Annotated in this window: 15 protein-coding genes and 2 pseudogenes; 12 read left to right on the forward strand and 5 right to left on the reverse strand. The window is 59.1% G+C overall.

The window, feature by feature from the left end:
• Nucleotides 1-256: 256 nt before the first annotated feature.
• Entirely contained in the window at nt 257-811 is a 555-nt protein-coding gene (locus AC0L3J_RS14830) for a peroxiredoxin (protein WP_007605644.1), read from the reverse strand.
• Nucleotides 812-833: 22 nt separating this feature from the next.
• Nucleotides 834-959, reverse strand: a complete 126-nt coding sequence (locus tag AC0L3J_RS14835; RefSeq protein WP_007605645.1) for a hypothetical protein — start codon at nt 957-959, stop codon at nt 834-836.
• Nucleotides 960-1340: 381 nt separating this feature from the next.
• On the opposite strand from AC0L3J_RS14835, the gene nifH reads away from it, so the two are divergent.
• The 8 genes and pseudogenes from nifH (at nt 1341) to AC0L3J_RS14875 (ending at nt 8936) form a co-directional block, all read left to right on the forward strand.
• The gene (gene nifH, locus AC0L3J_RS14840; protein ID WP_007600043.1) at nt 1341-2231 is read left to right on the forward strand and encodes a nitrogenase iron protein; all 891 of its coding nucleotides are present in this window, start codon (nt 1341-1343) and stop codon (nt 2229-2231) included.
• Between the two features lie 66 nt (nt 2232-2297).
• A complete protein-coding gene (locus AC0L3J_RS14845) occupies nt 2298-3026 on the forward strand; it encodes a nitrogen fixation protein NifQ (RefSeq protein WP_473347466.1) in 729 nt (242 codons plus the stop codon).
• A gap of 161 nt (nt 3027-3187) precedes the next feature.
• A pseudogene (locus tag AC0L3J_RS14850) lies at nt 3188-3617 on the forward strand (homocitrate synthase/isopropylmalate synthase family protein); the annotation flags it as partial.
• A 106-nt stretch (nt 3618-3723) separates the two neighbouring features.
• The gene (gene nifW / locus AC0L3J_RS14855) at nt 3724-4056 is read left to right on the forward strand and encodes a nitrogenase stabilizing/protective protein NifW (protein ID WP_473265632.1); all 333 of its coding nucleotides are present in this window, start codon (nt 3724-3726) and stop codon (nt 4054-4056) included.
• 1149 nt (nt 4057-5205) lie between these two features.
• A complete protein-coding gene (locus AC0L3J_RS14860; protein ID WP_433994762.1) occupies nt 5206-6321 on the forward strand; it encodes an electron transfer flavoprotein subunit alpha/FixB family protein in 1116 nt (371 codons plus the stop codon).
• A gap of 11 nt (nt 6322-6332) precedes the next feature.
• Complete coding sequence (locus AC0L3J_RS14865; RefSeq protein ID WP_473297104.1) at nt 6333-7640, forward strand: FAD-binding protein; 1308 nt, start codon at nt 6333-6335, stop codon at nt 7638-7640.
• A gap of 40 nt (nt 7641-7680) precedes the next feature.
• Nucleotides 7681-7977, forward strand: coding sequence for a ferredoxin family protein (locus tag AC0L3J_RS14870; protein WP_007600062.1), 297 nt, complete (start codon nt 7681-7683; stop codon nt 7975-7977).
• Between the two features lie 428 nt (nt 7978-8405).
• Nucleotides 8406-8936, forward strand: coding sequence for a hypothetical protein (locus tag AC0L3J_RS14875; RefSeq protein ID WP_473347467.1), 531 nt, complete (start codon nt 8406-8408; stop codon nt 8934-8936).
• Between the two features lie 804 nt (nt 8937-9740).
• Here the strand turns inward: AC0L3J_RS14875 and AC0L3J_RS14880 are convergent.
• Nucleotides 9741-10106, reverse strand: a pseudogene (locus tag AC0L3J_RS14880) (RMD1 family protein); the annotation flags it as partial.
• Nucleotides 10107-10478: 372 nt separating this feature from the next.
• Here AC0L3J_RS14880 and AC0L3J_RS14885 point away from each other — a divergent pair.
• The 3 genes from AC0L3J_RS14885 to AC0L3J_RS14895 are packed head-to-tail and all read left to right on the forward strand — an operon-like array spanning nt 10479 to nt 12186.
• Entirely contained in the window at nt 10479-11231 is a 753-nt protein-coding gene (locus AC0L3J_RS14885) for an energy-coupling factor ABC transporter permease (RefSeq protein ID WP_473347468.1), read from the forward strand.
• Nucleotides 11232-11251: 20 nt separating this feature from the next.
• A complete protein-coding gene (locus AC0L3J_RS14890) occupies nt 11252-11677 on the forward strand; it encodes an SAM-dependent methyltransferase (protein WP_473297100.1) in 426 nt (141 codons plus the stop codon).
• Nucleotides 11665-12186 (forward strand): thermonuclease family protein, encoded by a 522-nt coding sequence (locus AC0L3J_RS14895; protein WP_473347469.1) that lies wholly within the window; start codon nt 11665-11667, stop codon nt 12184-12186. The genes AC0L3J_RS14890 and AC0L3J_RS14895 overlap by 13 nt, the downstream gene beginning before the upstream one ends.
• A 657-nt stretch (nt 12187-12843) precedes the next feature.
• Here the strand turns inward: AC0L3J_RS14895 and sugE are convergent.
• Nucleotides 12844-13158, reverse strand: a complete 315-nt coding sequence (gene sugE / locus AC0L3J_RS14900; protein WP_204513354.1) for a quaternary ammonium compound efflux SMR transporter SugE — start codon at nt 13156-13158, stop codon at nt 12844-12846.
• Between the two features lie 92 nt (nt 13159-13250).
• Nucleotides 13251-14123, reverse strand: a complete 873-nt coding sequence (locus AC0L3J_RS14905) for a radical SAM/SPASM domain-containing protein (protein WP_210350941.1) — start codon at nt 14121-14123, stop codon at nt 13251-13253.
• 1205 nt (nt 14124-15328) lie between these two features.
• Here AC0L3J_RS14905 and AC0L3J_RS14910 point away from each other — a divergent pair.
• The gene (locus tag AC0L3J_RS14910; protein ID WP_204513356.1) at nt 15329-16285 is read left to right on the forward strand and encodes a response regulator; all 957 of its coding nucleotides are present in this window, start codon (nt 15329-15331) and stop codon (nt 16283-16285) included.
• Nucleotides 16286-16525 lie beyond the last annotated feature (240 nt).

Consider the following 16525-nt stretch of genomic DNA (forward strand, 5'->3'; position numbering starts at 1 on the left):
GATGTGAGGTGAGCAAAGCGGCCGTGAACGATGTTCATCGTCGTGATCGAGACCGTGGATATCGCCGCCGCGACCGCCGCGCGAATATCGCGGCGGCGGCGTCAGAGTTCATGACCGGTAAAGAGAACTGAATTGCGGGTCGCACTCGCTAGCAGTGTTTGCGGCAGCATCGTCTCACCTGAAATCATCGAAGAACGATTGCGTCTGACGTCCTGCGGCCGGAACGCTCGTCCAACTGCACGATCGATATGTTGCCTCAGGCAATTTTAAGCGTGTCGCCGCCGATTTCGCGGTTGCAAGGGCAGAGCTCATCAGTCTGTATCGCATCCAGAACACGTAACGTATCGGTGGGGCTGCGGCCGACATTGGGGCTAGTCGCGTAGACATGCTGGATCGTGTTCTCAGGATCGACGATGAAGGTATAGCGATGTGCGATGCCATCACGCGAGCGCACTCCAAGGCCATCGACCAGTGCGCCCTTGGTGTCGGCAAACTGCCAGATGGATAGACGGTGCAGGTCCTTATGGTCACGCCGCCAGGCGAGCTTGCAAAACTCGTTATCGGTCGACCCACCAAGCACGATTGCCTCGCGATCGGCGAAATCCTTTGTCAGGCGGGCAAACTCGGCGATTTCGGTCGGGCAGACGAATGTGAAATCCTTCGGGTAAAAGAAGATGACTTTCCATTTGCCGGGGAAACTTCTCTCAGTCAGCGTCTCGAAAGCGCTTTGCCCGTCCTCCTCCTGCAGGTGAAAGCCGGGCTTCACGCCTATGATGTCGAACGGCGGCAACTTACTTCCAATTCCAAGCATATTGTCCTCACAACATCGGGTCTCACGGAACAGCCTTCAGCGACTGAGCAAGCAATATGCCACCCGATCTGGCGGCAAGTGCCCGCCATGCCCTCGTGGAACATTCGCCTTTGATGTTGGCGACGTCCTCGAGCCCGATCTGCAACATGTCGTCTCCTCAATTGTCTCGGGCGTAAGGCGCGGGATTTCCCGTTTGTGCTCCTTGGCCGGCGCTCGCAGTGGAATCCGAGCGCCGAGGCTTTGTCGGGTTTCTGTCAGAGCCCTTGCAGCTGTCCGGTCCGCCACAGCACGCTGGCGTCCGAGGCCACGCTGTTAGTCGAGGGTGATCAGAGGCTTAATGCAGGTGCGAAGGAAATGGCACGCCAGTTGCTAACTGGATGGAGCAACAACGAGCGAGGGCTGAGGGCACGCCGACGCTGATGGCGAGCGATGGCCTCCTTCCCGAAACTCGTGTGCCCATGGTTTCTACGAGAGAAACAGGCTCGCGCATTCGGCGCGAAAAATTAGCAATCGGTTGATGGAGAGCAACATGTCTTCGCTGAGACAAATCGCGTTTTATGGCAAGGGTGGCATCGGCAAATCGACGACGTCGCAAAATACGCTGGCGGCCCTTGCTGAGCTGGGCCAAAGGATTCTGATCGTCGGCTGCGATCCCAAAGCGGACTCGACTCGCCTCATCCTGCACGCCAAAGCGCAAGACACCATTCTGAGCCTGGCGGCGAATGCCGGCAGCGTCGAGGACCTCGAAATCGAGGACGTCATCAAGCTCGGCTACAGGGACATTCGATGCGTCGAGTCCGGTGGTCCGGAGCCGGGGGTCGGCTGCGCCGGACGGGGCGTGATCACGTCCATCAACTTTCTGGAAGAGAATGGCGCTTATGAGGACATTGACTACGTCTCTTACGACGTGCTCGGCGACGTCGTCTGCGGCGGCTTCGCGATGCCTATCCGTGAGAATAAGGCACAGGAAATCTACATCGTGATGTCCGGCGAGATGATGGCGATGTATGCCGCCAACAACATCTCGAAGGGTATTCTGAAGTATGCGAATTCCGGCGGCGTGCGTCTCGGCGGCCTGATCTGCAACGAGCGGCAGACCGACAAGGAGCTGGAGCTTGCCGATGCTCTTGCCAAGAAGCTCGGCAGCCGGCTGATCTACTTCGTGCCGCGCGACAATGTCGTGCAGCACGCGGAGCTGCGCCGAATGACGGTGCTGGAATACGCGCCGGACTCCAAGCAGGCGGATCACTATCGCAATCTCGCGACCAAGATCCACAATAATGCCGGACAAGGCGCTATCCCGACGCCAATCAGCATGGACGAGCTTGAAGATATGCTCATGGAGCACGGCATCATCAAGCCCGTCGACGAGAGCCAGGTCGGCAAGACCGCTGCCGAGCTTGCCGCTATTTCGGCATAGTTCATGTTGTCGGCCTTCTCGATCCGGGAAGGCCGACCTCGTCCACTCAGAAGCTGTGCGAAAGTTATGATCGGCACACAAGGAAAAACGGCCGACACGATCTCATCTCGCGTGTCGGTAGCTCACGTCGCCAAGCAGCGAGACGCGAGTAAGCTCTACAAGCTTCTGACCGGGCGCCATCCCGCAGAAGTCGACATCAGCGACAATGACGACTTCGATCGCCATGTGCTGGCTTGCATTCTGGCCACATCAGCCATGGATGGCGGCCAACTTCCCGAACGGGCTGGCTTGACCAACCAGGAGCTCACTGGGCTCTTGGTGCAACACTTCCCATCCACCCCGGTCAGGAGCTGTACCTGGCGCGAACAGTCCGCCTTACCGGCGCCTGACGAGACAGTTATGGTACGCGACCTCCTGCTTGCGCAACGTTCCACTCATGGCGAGGTTGGCGGCTGGCTGGCGACGATGATCGCGCGGCGCGCCATGGAGCCTAATCACTTGTGGGAAGATCTCGGCCTGCGGAAGCGGGATGAATTGTCCCGTGTCCTCATGCGCCATTTCGGGCCGCTGGCGGCTCGCAACACGAAGAACATGCGCTGGAAGCGCTTCTTCTATCGCATGCTATGCGAAGATGACGGCCTGGTGATGTGTACCACGCCGGTCTGCACGGAATGCAATGATTTTGATCTTTGCTTCGGCGAAGAGAGCGGGGAGAGCCGGATGGCCGGACGTCGGCGGGATCATCTGCGCCGCCTTGATGACACCGTCCAAGCCGTCCCAAGCTTGAAAGGCTGAGTTCATTATTGATACCCCTCTTTGGCGCCATTGCGGGTATATCCTACGAGCTTTCGGCCACCTGTCGCATGGGGGTGAAAACAGACCGGGGCAAACGATTGCGCGTACCCGACCCACGGGCCGAGGCGGCGTCTGATGATCGCGGGTTGATATCTGGCGGAGCCGACAATGCGCCGCTGAAGGAAGTTGCCGTCGCACTCAGACAGCTCTGTTGCGTTGATACCGGCGTGCTGCTATCCGAACTGGAAAAAAGTCGCGGTCGTCGTTGCAGCCGCTGCGTTCCGTACCGTCCCGCTCAACAAGGCGATTGTCGACGAGCATGTCTTTACCAATGAATCCGGCATCCACGTCCACGGGCTGTTAAAGGACCTGGCGCAGCTACGAAGGGCTAGACCCGGGGCTGCTCGAGCGCTCCCCCCGGATTGTGATCGGCAAGCATTCAGGGTTCGCCGCGATTACCTTGCTGCTATCGTGCAACTTTCTTTCGGCGCCGAGCAAAGCGAAACCATCCCCGCGCCCGTCCGCAAGCATGCCATCGAGCACCAAGGTCTGGTTGCGCAGGAAACGGGGGTGGCGATTTGGCGCGACATTCACGAGAGCTCGCTCGTCAACAGCGAATCAGCCACGCGCGTCGCGCGATCGGTTGAAACATTCCAGCCTGGTCGTTTCTGGGCGCGGATCGAGATGGAGGTTGAGAATGACGACGGATGGGATCCTTGCGCGATTGAACAAGGCCTCGGCGGCAGAGGATTTTTTTGCACTGCTCGGCGTCGAGTACGATGCGAAAATCGTCGATGTGGCGCGGCTTCACATCCTGCGTCGCATGGGCCAATATCTCGCAGGCGAGGAGTTGACCGGTGCATCTGATCCTGAGATCACCGCGCGTTGCAAGGCCACGCTTGAGCGCGCCTATGCCGACTTCGTCACGTCCTCCCCGATCGAACAGCGCGTATTCAAGGTGCTGAAGGATGCGACCGCACCACAAGCGAACATGCATCCCGCATTGGTCCAGCTCGATTTGTTGGAGTGAATTGAGCTTATATGTCGTGCTCTGGACCGTGAAGGTCCCGAGAGCCTGACAGCAAGCCATGGCTTCGAATTCAAGCGGAAAGCTGCAGTTGCGGCCTCGCGGATCCGCAGTTCATCACCACGGCTCCTTAGGGGCCAATCACGACTCGCCGCCGATATTTCCATCCTTTCGAGCTGGTACGCAGGTGTACCTATCTCCTGCAATCATGCGCCGGCAGCGGGACCGCACATGTTGCGCGGAAAACTCAGCAAGGTTCAGATGAGTGTCTTCTGTCGCATTCCGGACACGGGTCAGTACGGTCTCGAATGTTTCGACCTCGTGAGAGGCCGCCAATCCGACTTACTTCTTCAGTAAGATTTTGAAATAGCGGCCAATTTTCATCGCCTGGCAAATGGTACGACAATTGCTGACATATGCTCAGCTAGTTTGGAGCAGCGCATGCACGTCTTGGTTCGCATCGATTTTATTTTTGACGCCGCGCAGGTTCGCGCGCGCTGCCTGCCGGCACCATAATGCGTCGCGGCGCCAAAGCGATGGTCGCATACCTGGCTGAGCTGAAAGGTGCGTTTGATTCGTGCGCCCCCGTTGGCCGATCCCTGCCCGAGGTCTCGCGGGGAGAGCCGTTGCTCAACAGCGCCGGCCGTGCGGCGCTGTTGACCGGGCGCCTTGAGCGCCGCCCCTCCTGTCCTCGCCAGGAGTTGCGGGCCTGTCGCTATGATCGGCAAGAAACAAGCGCACTCGGAGCAATGAGATCGCGCTTCCACCGGCAACGACGCGGCCGACAATCGTACCAGCCGAGCCCCTCGCAGGTCCTTGATCTGTTGCACCTCGGTTGCATCTCTAAAATGAGGAGGACCAATCGATCGGCACGCCTGACCGGCCCGGTCGGTGCCTTAGCAGTGCCGGGAACCAAACCGTCGTCCCAGAATGCCGCATCCGGAACGAACCGGAAGCGCGTGCTTCCGGGCTCGTCGTCAAGGTCCAGCAACGGCTGTATCGGCCCCACGCTGCTGCCAGGCCGTGCTGACGCGATGCGGGCCGGCATCCGGCCCGACGCTTAACTGAAGAAATCTTCAAGCGCAAATTCCAAACCTGGAGGCGGAGCATGCGCCGCTGGCGAGCCGCTACTGAAAGCGAATGGGAGTACAGATGATGAGCACCGCACCGAAAAGTGCAGCTCCGGCCGCGGGTGGTGGTCGCGCGGCGACCAAGAGGGAACTGCCCGAGCGATTTAAGCCGTATAAGCACGTCTGGGTTTTCATCGAGCAGGAACGCGGCGTTGTGCACCCCGTCTCATGGGAGCTGATGGGGGCCGGCCGCCGGCTCGCCGACAAGCTCAATGTTGACCTCGCCGCGGTTGTCATCGGCCCGGTCGGGGAGACAACGCAGCAGGCGGTCGCCGAATCCTTCTGCTACGGCGCCGACCTGGCCTATATCGTCGCGGACAATCTCTTGGCCGATTATCGCAACCAGTCCTATACGAAAGCTCTGTCAGAGCTGGTCAACACTTATAAGCCGGAAATCCTACTCCTAGGGGCAACAACACTCGGCCGCGATCTCGCCGGCTCAGTGGCCACCACATTGCTCACCGGCCTAACTGCGGACTGCACCGAGCTCGATGTCGATGCCGACGGCTCGCTTGCGGCGACCCGGCCGACGTTTGGCGGCTCACTGTTGTGCACGATCTACACACTCAACTATCGTCCACAGATGGCAACCGTCCGTCCGCGCGTGATGCCGATGCCCGAGCGCGTGACAGGCGCCGTCTCGCGCGTCATCTCGCATCCGCTCGGGCTTGTAGAAGAAGATATCGTCACAAAGGTCCTGTCCTTCCTGCCAGACCGCGATTCTGCAAAGTCCAACCTTGCCTATGCCGACGTGGTCGTCGCTGGAGGGCTCGGTCTGGGATCGCCTGAAAATTTCCAACTTGTACACCAGCTCGCGGACGTGCTTGGCGCCGAATATGGCTGCTCGCGGCCGCTGGTCCAGAAGGGCTGGGCCACCTCGGACCGACAAATCGGCCAGACCGGGAAAACCATCCGGCCAAAGCTCTATATCGCGGCCGGCATTTCCGGCGCTATCCAGCATCGCGTCGGCGTGGAGGGCGGCGACCTTATCGTTGCCATCAACACTGACAAGAACGCTCCGATCTTCGACTTTGCCCATATCGGCATCGTCACCGACGCCATTCGACTGTTGCCGGCATTGACCTCTGCATTCCGCGCGCAGCTATCGCCGCACTCGCACGACCGCATCGCTGGCTAGGGGAGCTTGTTATGATTCAGGAAAGATTCGACGCCATCGTCGTCGGTGCTGGCATGGGCGGGAACGCGGCGGCGCTTACAATGGCCGAGCGGGGTCTGAAAGTGCTGCAGCTGGAACGCGGCGAGTATTCCGGGTCGAAGAACGTGCAAGGGGCCATCCTTTATGCCGATATGCTGGAGAAGCTGATCCCGAATTTCCGAGAAGATGCGCCGCTTGAGCGGCATCTGGTCGAGCAACGCTTCTGGATCGTGGACGAGCGTTCGCACACCGGGATTCACTATCGATCCGATGATTTCAACGAGGAGAAGCCGAACCGCTACACCATCATCCGTGCCCAGTTCGATAAATGGTTCTCCCAGAAGGTCCGCGAGGCCGGCGCTACGCTGCTGTGCGAGACCACGGTGACCGAGCTCCTCCGGGATTCCCATGGCAGGGTCGTCGGGGTGCGCACAGACCGCGATGGGGGTGAAATCCATGCAGATGTTGTCGTGTTGGCCGAGGGGGTGAACGGAGTGCTCGGGACGGGTGCGGGCTTAAGAGGGCGGCCGAAACCGGACAAGGTCGCACTCGCGGTTAAGGAGATGCATTTTTTGTCGCGCGAGACAATCGACGCTCGCTTCAATCTCAAAGGCGACGAGGGGCTCGTCATCGAAGCGGCCGGAACCATCTCCCGCGGCATGACCGGCATGGGCTTCATCTATTCCAATAAGGAATGCATCTCGCTCGGTATTGGCTGTCTTGTTGCCGACTTTCAGCGTACCGGCGAGACGCCTTACGGCCTGCTTGAGGGTTTCAAGCGTCACCCGTCCGTCGCGCCGCTCATCGAGGGTTCGGAGGTCAAGGAATATTCCGCGCACTTGATCCCCGAAGGTGGGTACAGGGCAATTCCGCAGCTTTGCGGGGAGGGCTGGGTGGTCGTCGGAGACGCCGCCCAGCTTAACAACGCCATCCATCGCGAGGGATCCAATTTGGCGATGACGTCGGGCCGTATCGCGGCGGAAGCGATCTGCCTTATCAGATCGCGAAAAGATCCGATGACGGCCAAAAATCTTTCGCTTTACAAGAAAATGCTTACTGATTCTTTCGTGATCAAGGACCTGAAGAAGTACAAGGATATGCCGGCACTCATGCATACCCACTCGCAGAACTTCTTTCTCACATATCCGCAGCTCTTCTCCAAGGCGATGCAGGATTACGTGCGCGTCGACGGCACACCAAAGCTCGAGAAAGAGAAGCTGATGCTGAGCTCGTTCATCAAGGCGCGGTCTTGGAGTGGGCTGTTTAGCGATGCCCTGCGCATTGCCCGGGCCTGGCGGTGATCCAAACCTAAGACAACGACGAACGACGGAGCCAGAAACAATGCCGAGCGAGCCATCCCAACGTGTCGAGGATAAACTATTCTACAACCGTTATCTTGTCGATTCCGGCCGTGCCCATATCAAGGTGCGTCCGCACACCACGCCATCCTCGCGGCTCTTATCGATGTTGAAGGCCTGCCCTGCACGGTGCTACGAGCTCAGTGATAAAGGTCATGTTGAGGTGACAGTCGACGGGTGTATCGAGTGCGGCACCTGCAGGGTGATCTGCGAAGAAAGTGGTGATATCGAGTGGAGTTACCCACGCGGCGGTTACGGTGTCCTATTCAAGTTCGGTTAACACTTCGGGTGAGGGCCCTGCCACGGCGGCTGCGTCGTTCTCGCGATCCAACGAGATCACGCGTGAATCGGGGTTAACCCGGGCACGTTCAACCAGTGTCCCAATCTTTCCATCTACCCGGCGGTTCTGGCCAGTTTCGTCCTCCCTGGAAGGTGGCGGTGATCCGCCCGCCGCCACCACCTCGCTGCCTATCACCTACTGACGGAATGTTGGAAGCAGGCCTTCGCTCGGCCGTAGCCTCCGACCCGACAACATGCCATTCCGCGCCTTGTAGACTAGAAAAGCACGAGGGCATCACGAAAATAGCGCGTTCTGAGTCTTCGCGCGACCGCCGGTTCCGCGTTCGTCAGCCGGACTGGGCGCATGCACCACACAACTTTGCACTTTCATTCCGCTGTATCGACGGCATATATCGTCCGCCGGAGAGCATGACGATGGTTCGGGTACAAAAGAGCAGGGCAGCCGCTAACGCGCGGCGAGCAGATGCAGGGCGTGAGAGTTCGGTTGGCGACATCCAGGCTCGCATAGTCGAACTGAGAAGCTTGCCGCGCGAGAAGCTCGCGGATGCGGCGTTCATGCTCTGGATGAATGCACGAAGCCAGCGCGAGTTGATACGACAGGCAATCGAGAAGCGCGCCGCGGTCGAGTTTGACTTTGATCCGCCGGCGAAAGGGGATTTGGCGACCTATCTCGCCAATGATGTGGTCTCGACCTTACGCGACCACGTTGCTGAACTTCCGACCTTGCTGGACCTCTTGGTTCAGCGAGCGCCTGACGTCGGCTTCACCGTCCGTCGGGAGGAGGCCGTTTCGCTGCTCGCCGCAATCGTTCGCGAACAGCGGCTCGAAGGCGTCCTTGAAGGCCTCAGGCTCGCCGGCCTTCTGAACGAGCCAGCTAAGCATCGCCATGGCGGGATCGGTTCAGAAGTGGATTTGAGGGAAGCTGCCGACGGCACGTGAGTGGCGAGGGCGCTTTGAGGACAATGTCCCTGCAGATGGAATGTCTACAGGCAACAGGGACGTCGGAAATCTCGGTGCCTGCTTGCGAGGACAAAATTGCTTGAAATTCGCGGCGCAGTTCCTTGTCGTCCGTTTATCGCTGACGCGGAGCTGCCATGCACGCTCCATTGCAGTCCCGAGCGCGTATAGCTCGGCGACCGTCGCGTTAGTGAACCCGAGGACCGCGGTTCAGCCCGCGCAGTGCGCTGCGCTCGTCGATCCTGGAGCCTTTCGCTAATAGCCAAGCAAGGGAAATCACCGAAGGAGACGTCGACCGAGCCGCGGCGATGTGTCAAAGCGGCGAAAGGCGATCGCTCATAGCGAGGCGCTCTGGTGAAATCGACCGTCCTTGTTCCGGTCATCACTGGCCGCGCGCTGGCGAACGACGGGGGAAAGGGCAAGTATTCCGCGAGCTACTCGGCAACAGCGGACAAGCTCAGTGGCGGTCCGCCGCAAACTGACAAAGGGTCTTCTCGGGTCACGCTGGATCGTCGGGGTGAACGCTCTGCCGCGCGTCTGCCATACACGCATGATCGTTGATCGATTTCCGGAGAATTGCGCCGGAAGTCGCCTCGCCTATTTGCTGGGCCGCGAGCCGCACCCGGATTTCGTCGCACCTCGCGTGCACGATCAGGGCGACGGCTTGGCCAAAACACGCCGCTGCGTGCGCCGAACAGCGTGTTCCGCGCAACAACCGGGCCTGATACGTTAGTAAGTCCGCTCAGAGGCCAGGAAAGCGCCTCGCGTGCTGTGACCAGCCGCACTTCACTGAGCTGCTGCAATAGTCTGACCGCATCCGATCGCAACTTCCATCGCGATCAGCACGACTATAACCCTCCAAACGCAGCGAGCGCCGTGTCTCGATGATGCCCGTCGGCGCGTTGGCCGTTCCGGAGATGGCCCGCAGTTTGCGCTGGAGCATCTCAAGCCGCTCCTTCAATTCGTCTTCGTCTTTCAGGCGCGAATAGAGCCGCTCCAGCGCCGGCTTGCCCCAGAGTGCGTCGGGCTTCTCCGCAATGGCTGCGCGGCCCGCCACACGCTGCTGGACCAGGAGCGCATCGCCGATCAGCTGGAGAATGCCCTTGGGTCCCCGCGCGGTCGGCCGCGCTCGGCTAGTTCGCGTGCAAAGGGTGTCTTCGCGCCGGCGGCCGGAGGATTTCCGATTCAAGAGGGGAGGTAGAACGATTGTTCGAAACGGCACAGGTTGAGCAAAGGCGGGGCACCCATGTGTGTTCAATTTCATCCAGACTATGTCAGCTAGCTCACACGGCGAGCCTTGCGGGGGCGGAACGTTTCGACGCGCAATCAGAGGCTTAAGGGCGGTGGCGGGTGGCATAGCTGTTGCTATCGAAATCTCGCAGACCGAGCGGAGGCTGAGTGCACACCAGGTCCGACATGGCGGAAGCAGGACGTTAGCGGTCGACCCAGGTGCGGAAACTGAAATGCGGTTTCGAGCGGTCTACCACACAAGGCCCGAGTAAAAAGGCAAGAGGGACCTGGACCATGCATATCGAACCGGGAATAGTAACAGGCGCCAAGCTTGTGTTGAGCTACGCCATAGGCCTTGCGACGTGCTGCGTCGCCGCCAAGCTTCTGGTCGAGACTATGCGCGAGCGGGGTGCTCTGTCATTTGCCCTGCAAGCCATCGCCGCGACGCTTGTGTTCATGTTCTTCGAGATCCTGCCGCACGTTGCGGTTGGCGTCTCCGAGGTGCGCTTCGTTCCCGGCTCGATGCTGTTTCTGTTGTTCGGCGCGGCGGCGGCTGCGTTTGGTCTTGCGCTCGGCCAGTTGCTGGAAAATATACTCTTTGTTCCGGCCGACCTGCCGCAATTTGGTATGAACGCCACGACGCTTCTGGTGCCGTTGTTTGCAATGCAGGCGCTCGCCAGTCGGCTCATCCCGTCCAACACCGCGCATCGCGATCTGCAGTACAGCAAGGCGCTTGCCCTCTCGACGGCGTATCAGTCTGGTATCGTTGTCTGCGTCACGTTTTGGGCCCTCTACCGCGCGGGCTTCGGCACCGCCAATCTCTATAACATCGCATGGTTCGGGGTTTCCTACGCACTTGTGGCCCTGGTCCAGCTAGAGGTTGAGATGGCTGTGCTGGCGCTCGCGAAACAAGTTGGGCGGCGTGACTGCGGGCGGAGTTGTCGCCAACCGCCTGTAGAAGGCATGTTTCCGTTGATAACAACGATGGTCGTCGGAGCGCCCGTTTTGCTCAAGCGATGCATACGCTTTCCCTTACAGTTGCCGTGAGCAGCGACCGCGGACGGCGCGTGCTTGCTGCTATCGGTGCCAGAAAGGCGGCCGAGCTTATGCTCATTTCGGACAAGGTCACCGGGAAATCTTATCACGCCGACTTGCGGCCGGCCGTCTGCGCCTGCTTCGTCGCTAATCAGCGGACGCGCACGACGGAGTTCGTCCTGCCGGTGCGCGATGCAGCCGAGGCGGACTGCCGCAATGACGTGGAGCACGGGCCCGATTCGCTCAGCGCAGCAGCCGGGTCGCACAGCATCGCGGGCGAGGTTGGAGGTGAGGGGAGGGGTGCGCTGCTGATTCAGGAGGAATCATCTGTCGAGCGAGCTTACCTACGGAACATTAGCACTGCTGCGATCGAGCGCCTTTGGCCACTTGGCAGCGCTCTGCTGCGCTCGTCGGGAATGGTCGCGGTCCGACAAAGAAAATCGCCATGCCAGGATTGATCATGGTGTTGACCATGCTCGCACTGTTCAGCATCGTCCTGGCCGGCGGGCTGACGGGGCCGGCAAAGGTCATCAGCACCGACACCCTTGAAATCAACAGAACACGCGTTCGACTCTGGGGCATTGACGCGCCGGATGAGACCCAAATGTGCCGAGATATCAAGGGCAATCTCTATCAATGTGGCCTCAGGGCCGCGCGCGATCTTGAAAGCTTCGTTGAAGATCGCGAAGTCAGTTGCGTTCCAGTCCTGGAGGATGAGTGTGGACGGACGATAGCGACCTGTTCAGCTGGTGGCACCGATATTGGAGAATGGTTGGTGCGCAACGGTCTCGTGCTCGATTGGAAGCAATACTCCAGGGGACGATACTATGCTGCGCAACGCGCGGCCGATCGTGCCGGGCTGGGCTTATGGGCGGGCAGCTTTGCCGTACCTTGGTTATATCGAGCGTGCATTCGGTTGGGTGGTCGACCAGCCAGCTGTTCTGACGACGCGAACGCACATCCTTGATGGCTACCCCTACACCAGAATACGCGGTTGCTCCGCGTGAGGTGACAGTCACGGGCGAGCTGGCTCGATCGGGAGTGAGTCAAGCTCACCACTGCCGCCCAACCATGCTCAACGAGTAGGATGGTCCCGTACTCTTGGGCGGGATGGTCGGAAGCAGTTCGGAGCAAACGAAGACGCTCTGCCGATCATATCGTTCTGTGATGCATCTTCTCCCTGCAGCTCCGTAGGGCAGACATCGCATGACTCGGGCAAGCGACCTTTCTTGGCCGGCGCCCCGGAGCATCAGCGGCATACCTGGGATCCATTACTGTTCTATTCGTATTCGCGAGTTCGGAGGCGAATTGCTCGTGCCGCTCCGGGTGTTACATCGTGCCAGACGCCATGGCCGTGGGCACGCCGATTGTCGACGGGCGTATCGTCCTCACCATGGGCGTTCGCGTTGCGACACTGAGGCTCGCGGTCAACAGGTCTCGGCCCAGAGGGCCTGCATCGGCATCCGGTTCACGGCGACTTTCTTCGGCCATCATCACTGCTCCCTTCTCGGCGCCGCGCCCCTCGGCGGTGCGCTGGAACGCGCCCAGGTCGACAAACACGGCGGCCAGTCTCTGCGATCGTTGCGGCGCTGACCTGCTGTTGGTCAATGCTTCGATGTTTTCGTCAGGACACGAGCTTCAGCCCGACAATGCCGGCCACGATCAGTCCGATGCTGGCAAAGCGAAACGCGGCGGCCGGCTCCCCGAACAGGATGATGCCGAGCGCCGCGGTGCCGACCGCACCGATGCCGGTCCAGACCGCATAGGCAGTTCCAATGGGCAGCGTCTTCAGAGCAAGGCCGAGCAGGATCACGCTGCCGGCCATGGCCGCGAGCGTGAGCACGGACGGAACAAGCTTGGTAAAGCCCTGAGTGTATTTGAGTCCGATTGCCCAGGCGACTTCCAGGAGACCCGCGACCAACAAAATGCTCCAGGCCATGGCAACCCTCCGTTCATGGCGGGGTCGTCCCCGCGGCTGATGTGATGATGAGCGGCAAGGCCGTCCTCGCCTGGGCTCCCGATTCGTTTCGATCAGTCAGGGTCAACTGCTCTCAAGGATGAGCATTCCGACCTCAGTGGCTCGGCGAATTCACACGATCGACAAAGTAGAAAACCGTCCGCGCCGTTCATGCGACTGGTAATCCTGCAAAAAGCCGCCCCTTCGAAGAGATCCTTGTGTCTGTCGCGGAGAAGGTTGCCCAGAACGTGGCGTCGCTCAAAATCCATGCAGCAGAAGGTAACGTCGCCGTTTGGCAGAAGAACATTCCGATATTGCCGTTCGTCTGGACATCTCAACGCTCCAAGGATTGGCTGTCGTGCTTCAACCATCCTAAGCTCGCCGCTCCCAGGCCTGCTGCGCGGGGGACGCGAGCGAACGAGCGCTTCGTCAGGTATTATGTCGAGTAGTTCAGGATGCACCTCGCCCATGACTATGAAGAGCAGTGACGAAATGCCGGCATCAACAAGTTGGCGCATCAAATCGACATAGTTGCGTCTGACGAGACCACTGTCCATATGCGTGCCGTCGTCAAAAACGTGCACCAGGAAACCGCGGAACTGCAACGCACGCAAGCGTCTTAGATCCCGCCCATTCATTCCTACGAGGGTTGTGAAAATCCGGATTCCATGGCCACACGCGTAGGCATGCTCAACCATTTCGGTGCAAGCCGGATTGAGCCAAGGCTCCGAATACCCGGAAAAGCTGATGTCCACAGTTGCTGGTACGCGCGCCAGGCATCGCTTGAAATCCTGCAAAGAAAGATGCTTCACGTCGGATATAGCTCTTTGCCGTTCGGCGAACTTGTCCTGCGGGCAATAAGAACATCCGACGACACAGCCCGTTGTCGTGGTTACCTCCAAGACCCTGCCGCCACTAATTGCAGAGCGCAGCTCCTGTGCAGTCATCGATTGTATATTATCCACGTCCGCGCTCCGCCATCGGGAACAAAGAGATCTTGAGGGGGCACCCTCGCGTTGCATCCCTCATGTCGGTTCGCTCATGCATCATCCTCGGTTCGTCGCCCATCACCGCGACACTTCACGGTCGCAAGCCGCGGCCGCGATAGATGAAGACAGCGCCGATGGCTCACTCACCCTAGCGCCCCCAGTCCAGCAGGATCCGGTGGCTGCCGAGTGCACATGCATCGACGGCGTCGATCTAACCTCTCGCTTGTTCCAACAAGCATCACTCATGCCATTGGCGGTATTGTCCATAAGCCGACACATCCGCGATAACTGTCTTCGCAATGGCACAACGGAGGCGCAACTGCGATCGAAAGCGTACAATATGACGCTATGTACGATTCAAGCTCTCTCGAAATGAGTTGAATGGCAGCCTTCCTATGAAATGTGAGGCCGTTGCCGCCGCCCCGCGGGCCATGTCATCATCATCGACGTGCATCGGGACCGGCCGCGCGAAGTGCCGACTGGGAGTGCACTTTGCCGCAGTCAAGAGTGCGAATTCTTTACACGACTTCATGCAGCAAGTCGTGAATTTCAATAGTTGGAAACGCTATACAAGGGAGCGGCGTCGTCATGCTCTCCCATGCTCGGGAGGCGGCTGGATAAATATCGGGGCGCCAGCGCTACGGCCGGACTTGCGAGGCGTCTTCTCGATGATGGTCCAGAACAGGAGTGGGGCCGCGCTGGCCTTGCGTACGAATGTTCCGCCCTACTGGCTTCCGACTTTTTCTAAACCGCTGGCAAGTCGGCGGCGCTAGTAGGGCACGGGCGACTTCACCTATATCTACGATATCGCGATGGGCAGTTTCACGGTTGGCTCGGGCGCGGTTCGCTCATCGTCTTTCACGGGGGGCAGTTCACCGACAACCCCATTGCGGTGTTCATCGGACAAAACTCGAGTGGCACGCGCAATTTCGCTTCGACTCCGAGCGTCCTGCCGACCTTGATGCGCTTCTCGCTCGGTGTCGCGTACAACGACGTCCTCAAGCGACTTCGATAGCCGCACGCTTGCCGCTTGGTCATGTCCTCGATGCCCTGGCAGCTTAGTGTTTCGTTTACCAATCTCAGGTAGGAAATTGTGCGTTATGTAGGGTATGGGGGCTATGTGCCCTAATTGTGGAGGTCGCTATGACTGCGGACGAGCCATCTTGGAAGATGTTGATCGCCTTCTTGACGGTAATCACGCTCTCCACGGTTTTGCTTCACGCTGGGCACAAGCCGGAGATCGCGATCATGCCGTGCTTTCTGTTGTCGATGCTGATGCAGGGGCGGCTGACCGAGTGATGGCTTCGACCAAAAAGCCTACCGATCTCGCAGACAAGAGTCCTTCCGGTCCGGCCGATGTGATGCGTGCCCCCCGCATCCTAATCGTCGATGACGATAAGGCTGATGCAGATCGCATTGGAACGGCGTTAAAAAATCCCCTGACGAAAATTGGGCAGCTTGATTGCAAGATAGAGTGGGTCAACGACGTAGCAAGCGCTCGCCAATATCTCGAGAAAGATGATATCGACTTGTATTTCCTTGACCTTGATATCTCGGAGTACTGGGGAAAGCCGACCGACAAGGAAACGGGCAAAGCTTTCGTGAAAGCTGTAATCAACAATACGAATGCTGGCATCATCGTATGTTCTAATCTGCCGATTGACGAGGAGGCGCCACCTCTCATCGAGTATGGAGCAGATGATTACGTCGAAAAATCCTACGGCTTCATGGCAATCGCACCCCGGGCAATGTCGGTCTGGCGAAGAACGCATACCGAGAGGCGTTCCAAGCAATCGCATTCCGGCCGGAGGTTTCGGATCGGGAATTGGATGTTCACGATTGGTGATCGTCAGATTACCGATCGTTTGGGGATCTCCAAGCGGCTTTCGATAACCGAACACATTTTCCTGCGCCATCTCTGTGCGGTGCAGGGTCATGCTATCGATAGCGAAGTCTTCAACATCGAGGTGCTGCGTAGAGAGAAAGGTGATAAGCACGTTCGACTGGACGTCTTCGTGCCAAGGCTTCGCGCCAAGTTGAACAACACGATCGACTTGGTTCCCCAAGGGCGAACGGGGATTTACAGGCTCTTGGACGTTGAAGAAGTGTTCTCCTTATAGTTTGCTATGGCGCCTTGAGTGTAGTTTGGTCGTCCGTGAACAAGGCTCTAAGCGATTGAGCAGGAGTCAGTTTTCCGGTTGCGGCGGCATTTGAGATTGCAGGGATTGGGGGCTTGAGGCCCCCAAATCTTGCAATTGTCGTTTGTGGATTCCCTTTCGCTGCGGACCATGATTCTGTGGTGCATCGGAGGGGCCGATGCGACCGAAGAAGCACAGGACGACGGGATCGAACGATCTGTT

The sequence above is a fragment of the Bradyrhizobium sp. Kon37 genome (assembly GCF_055807535.1).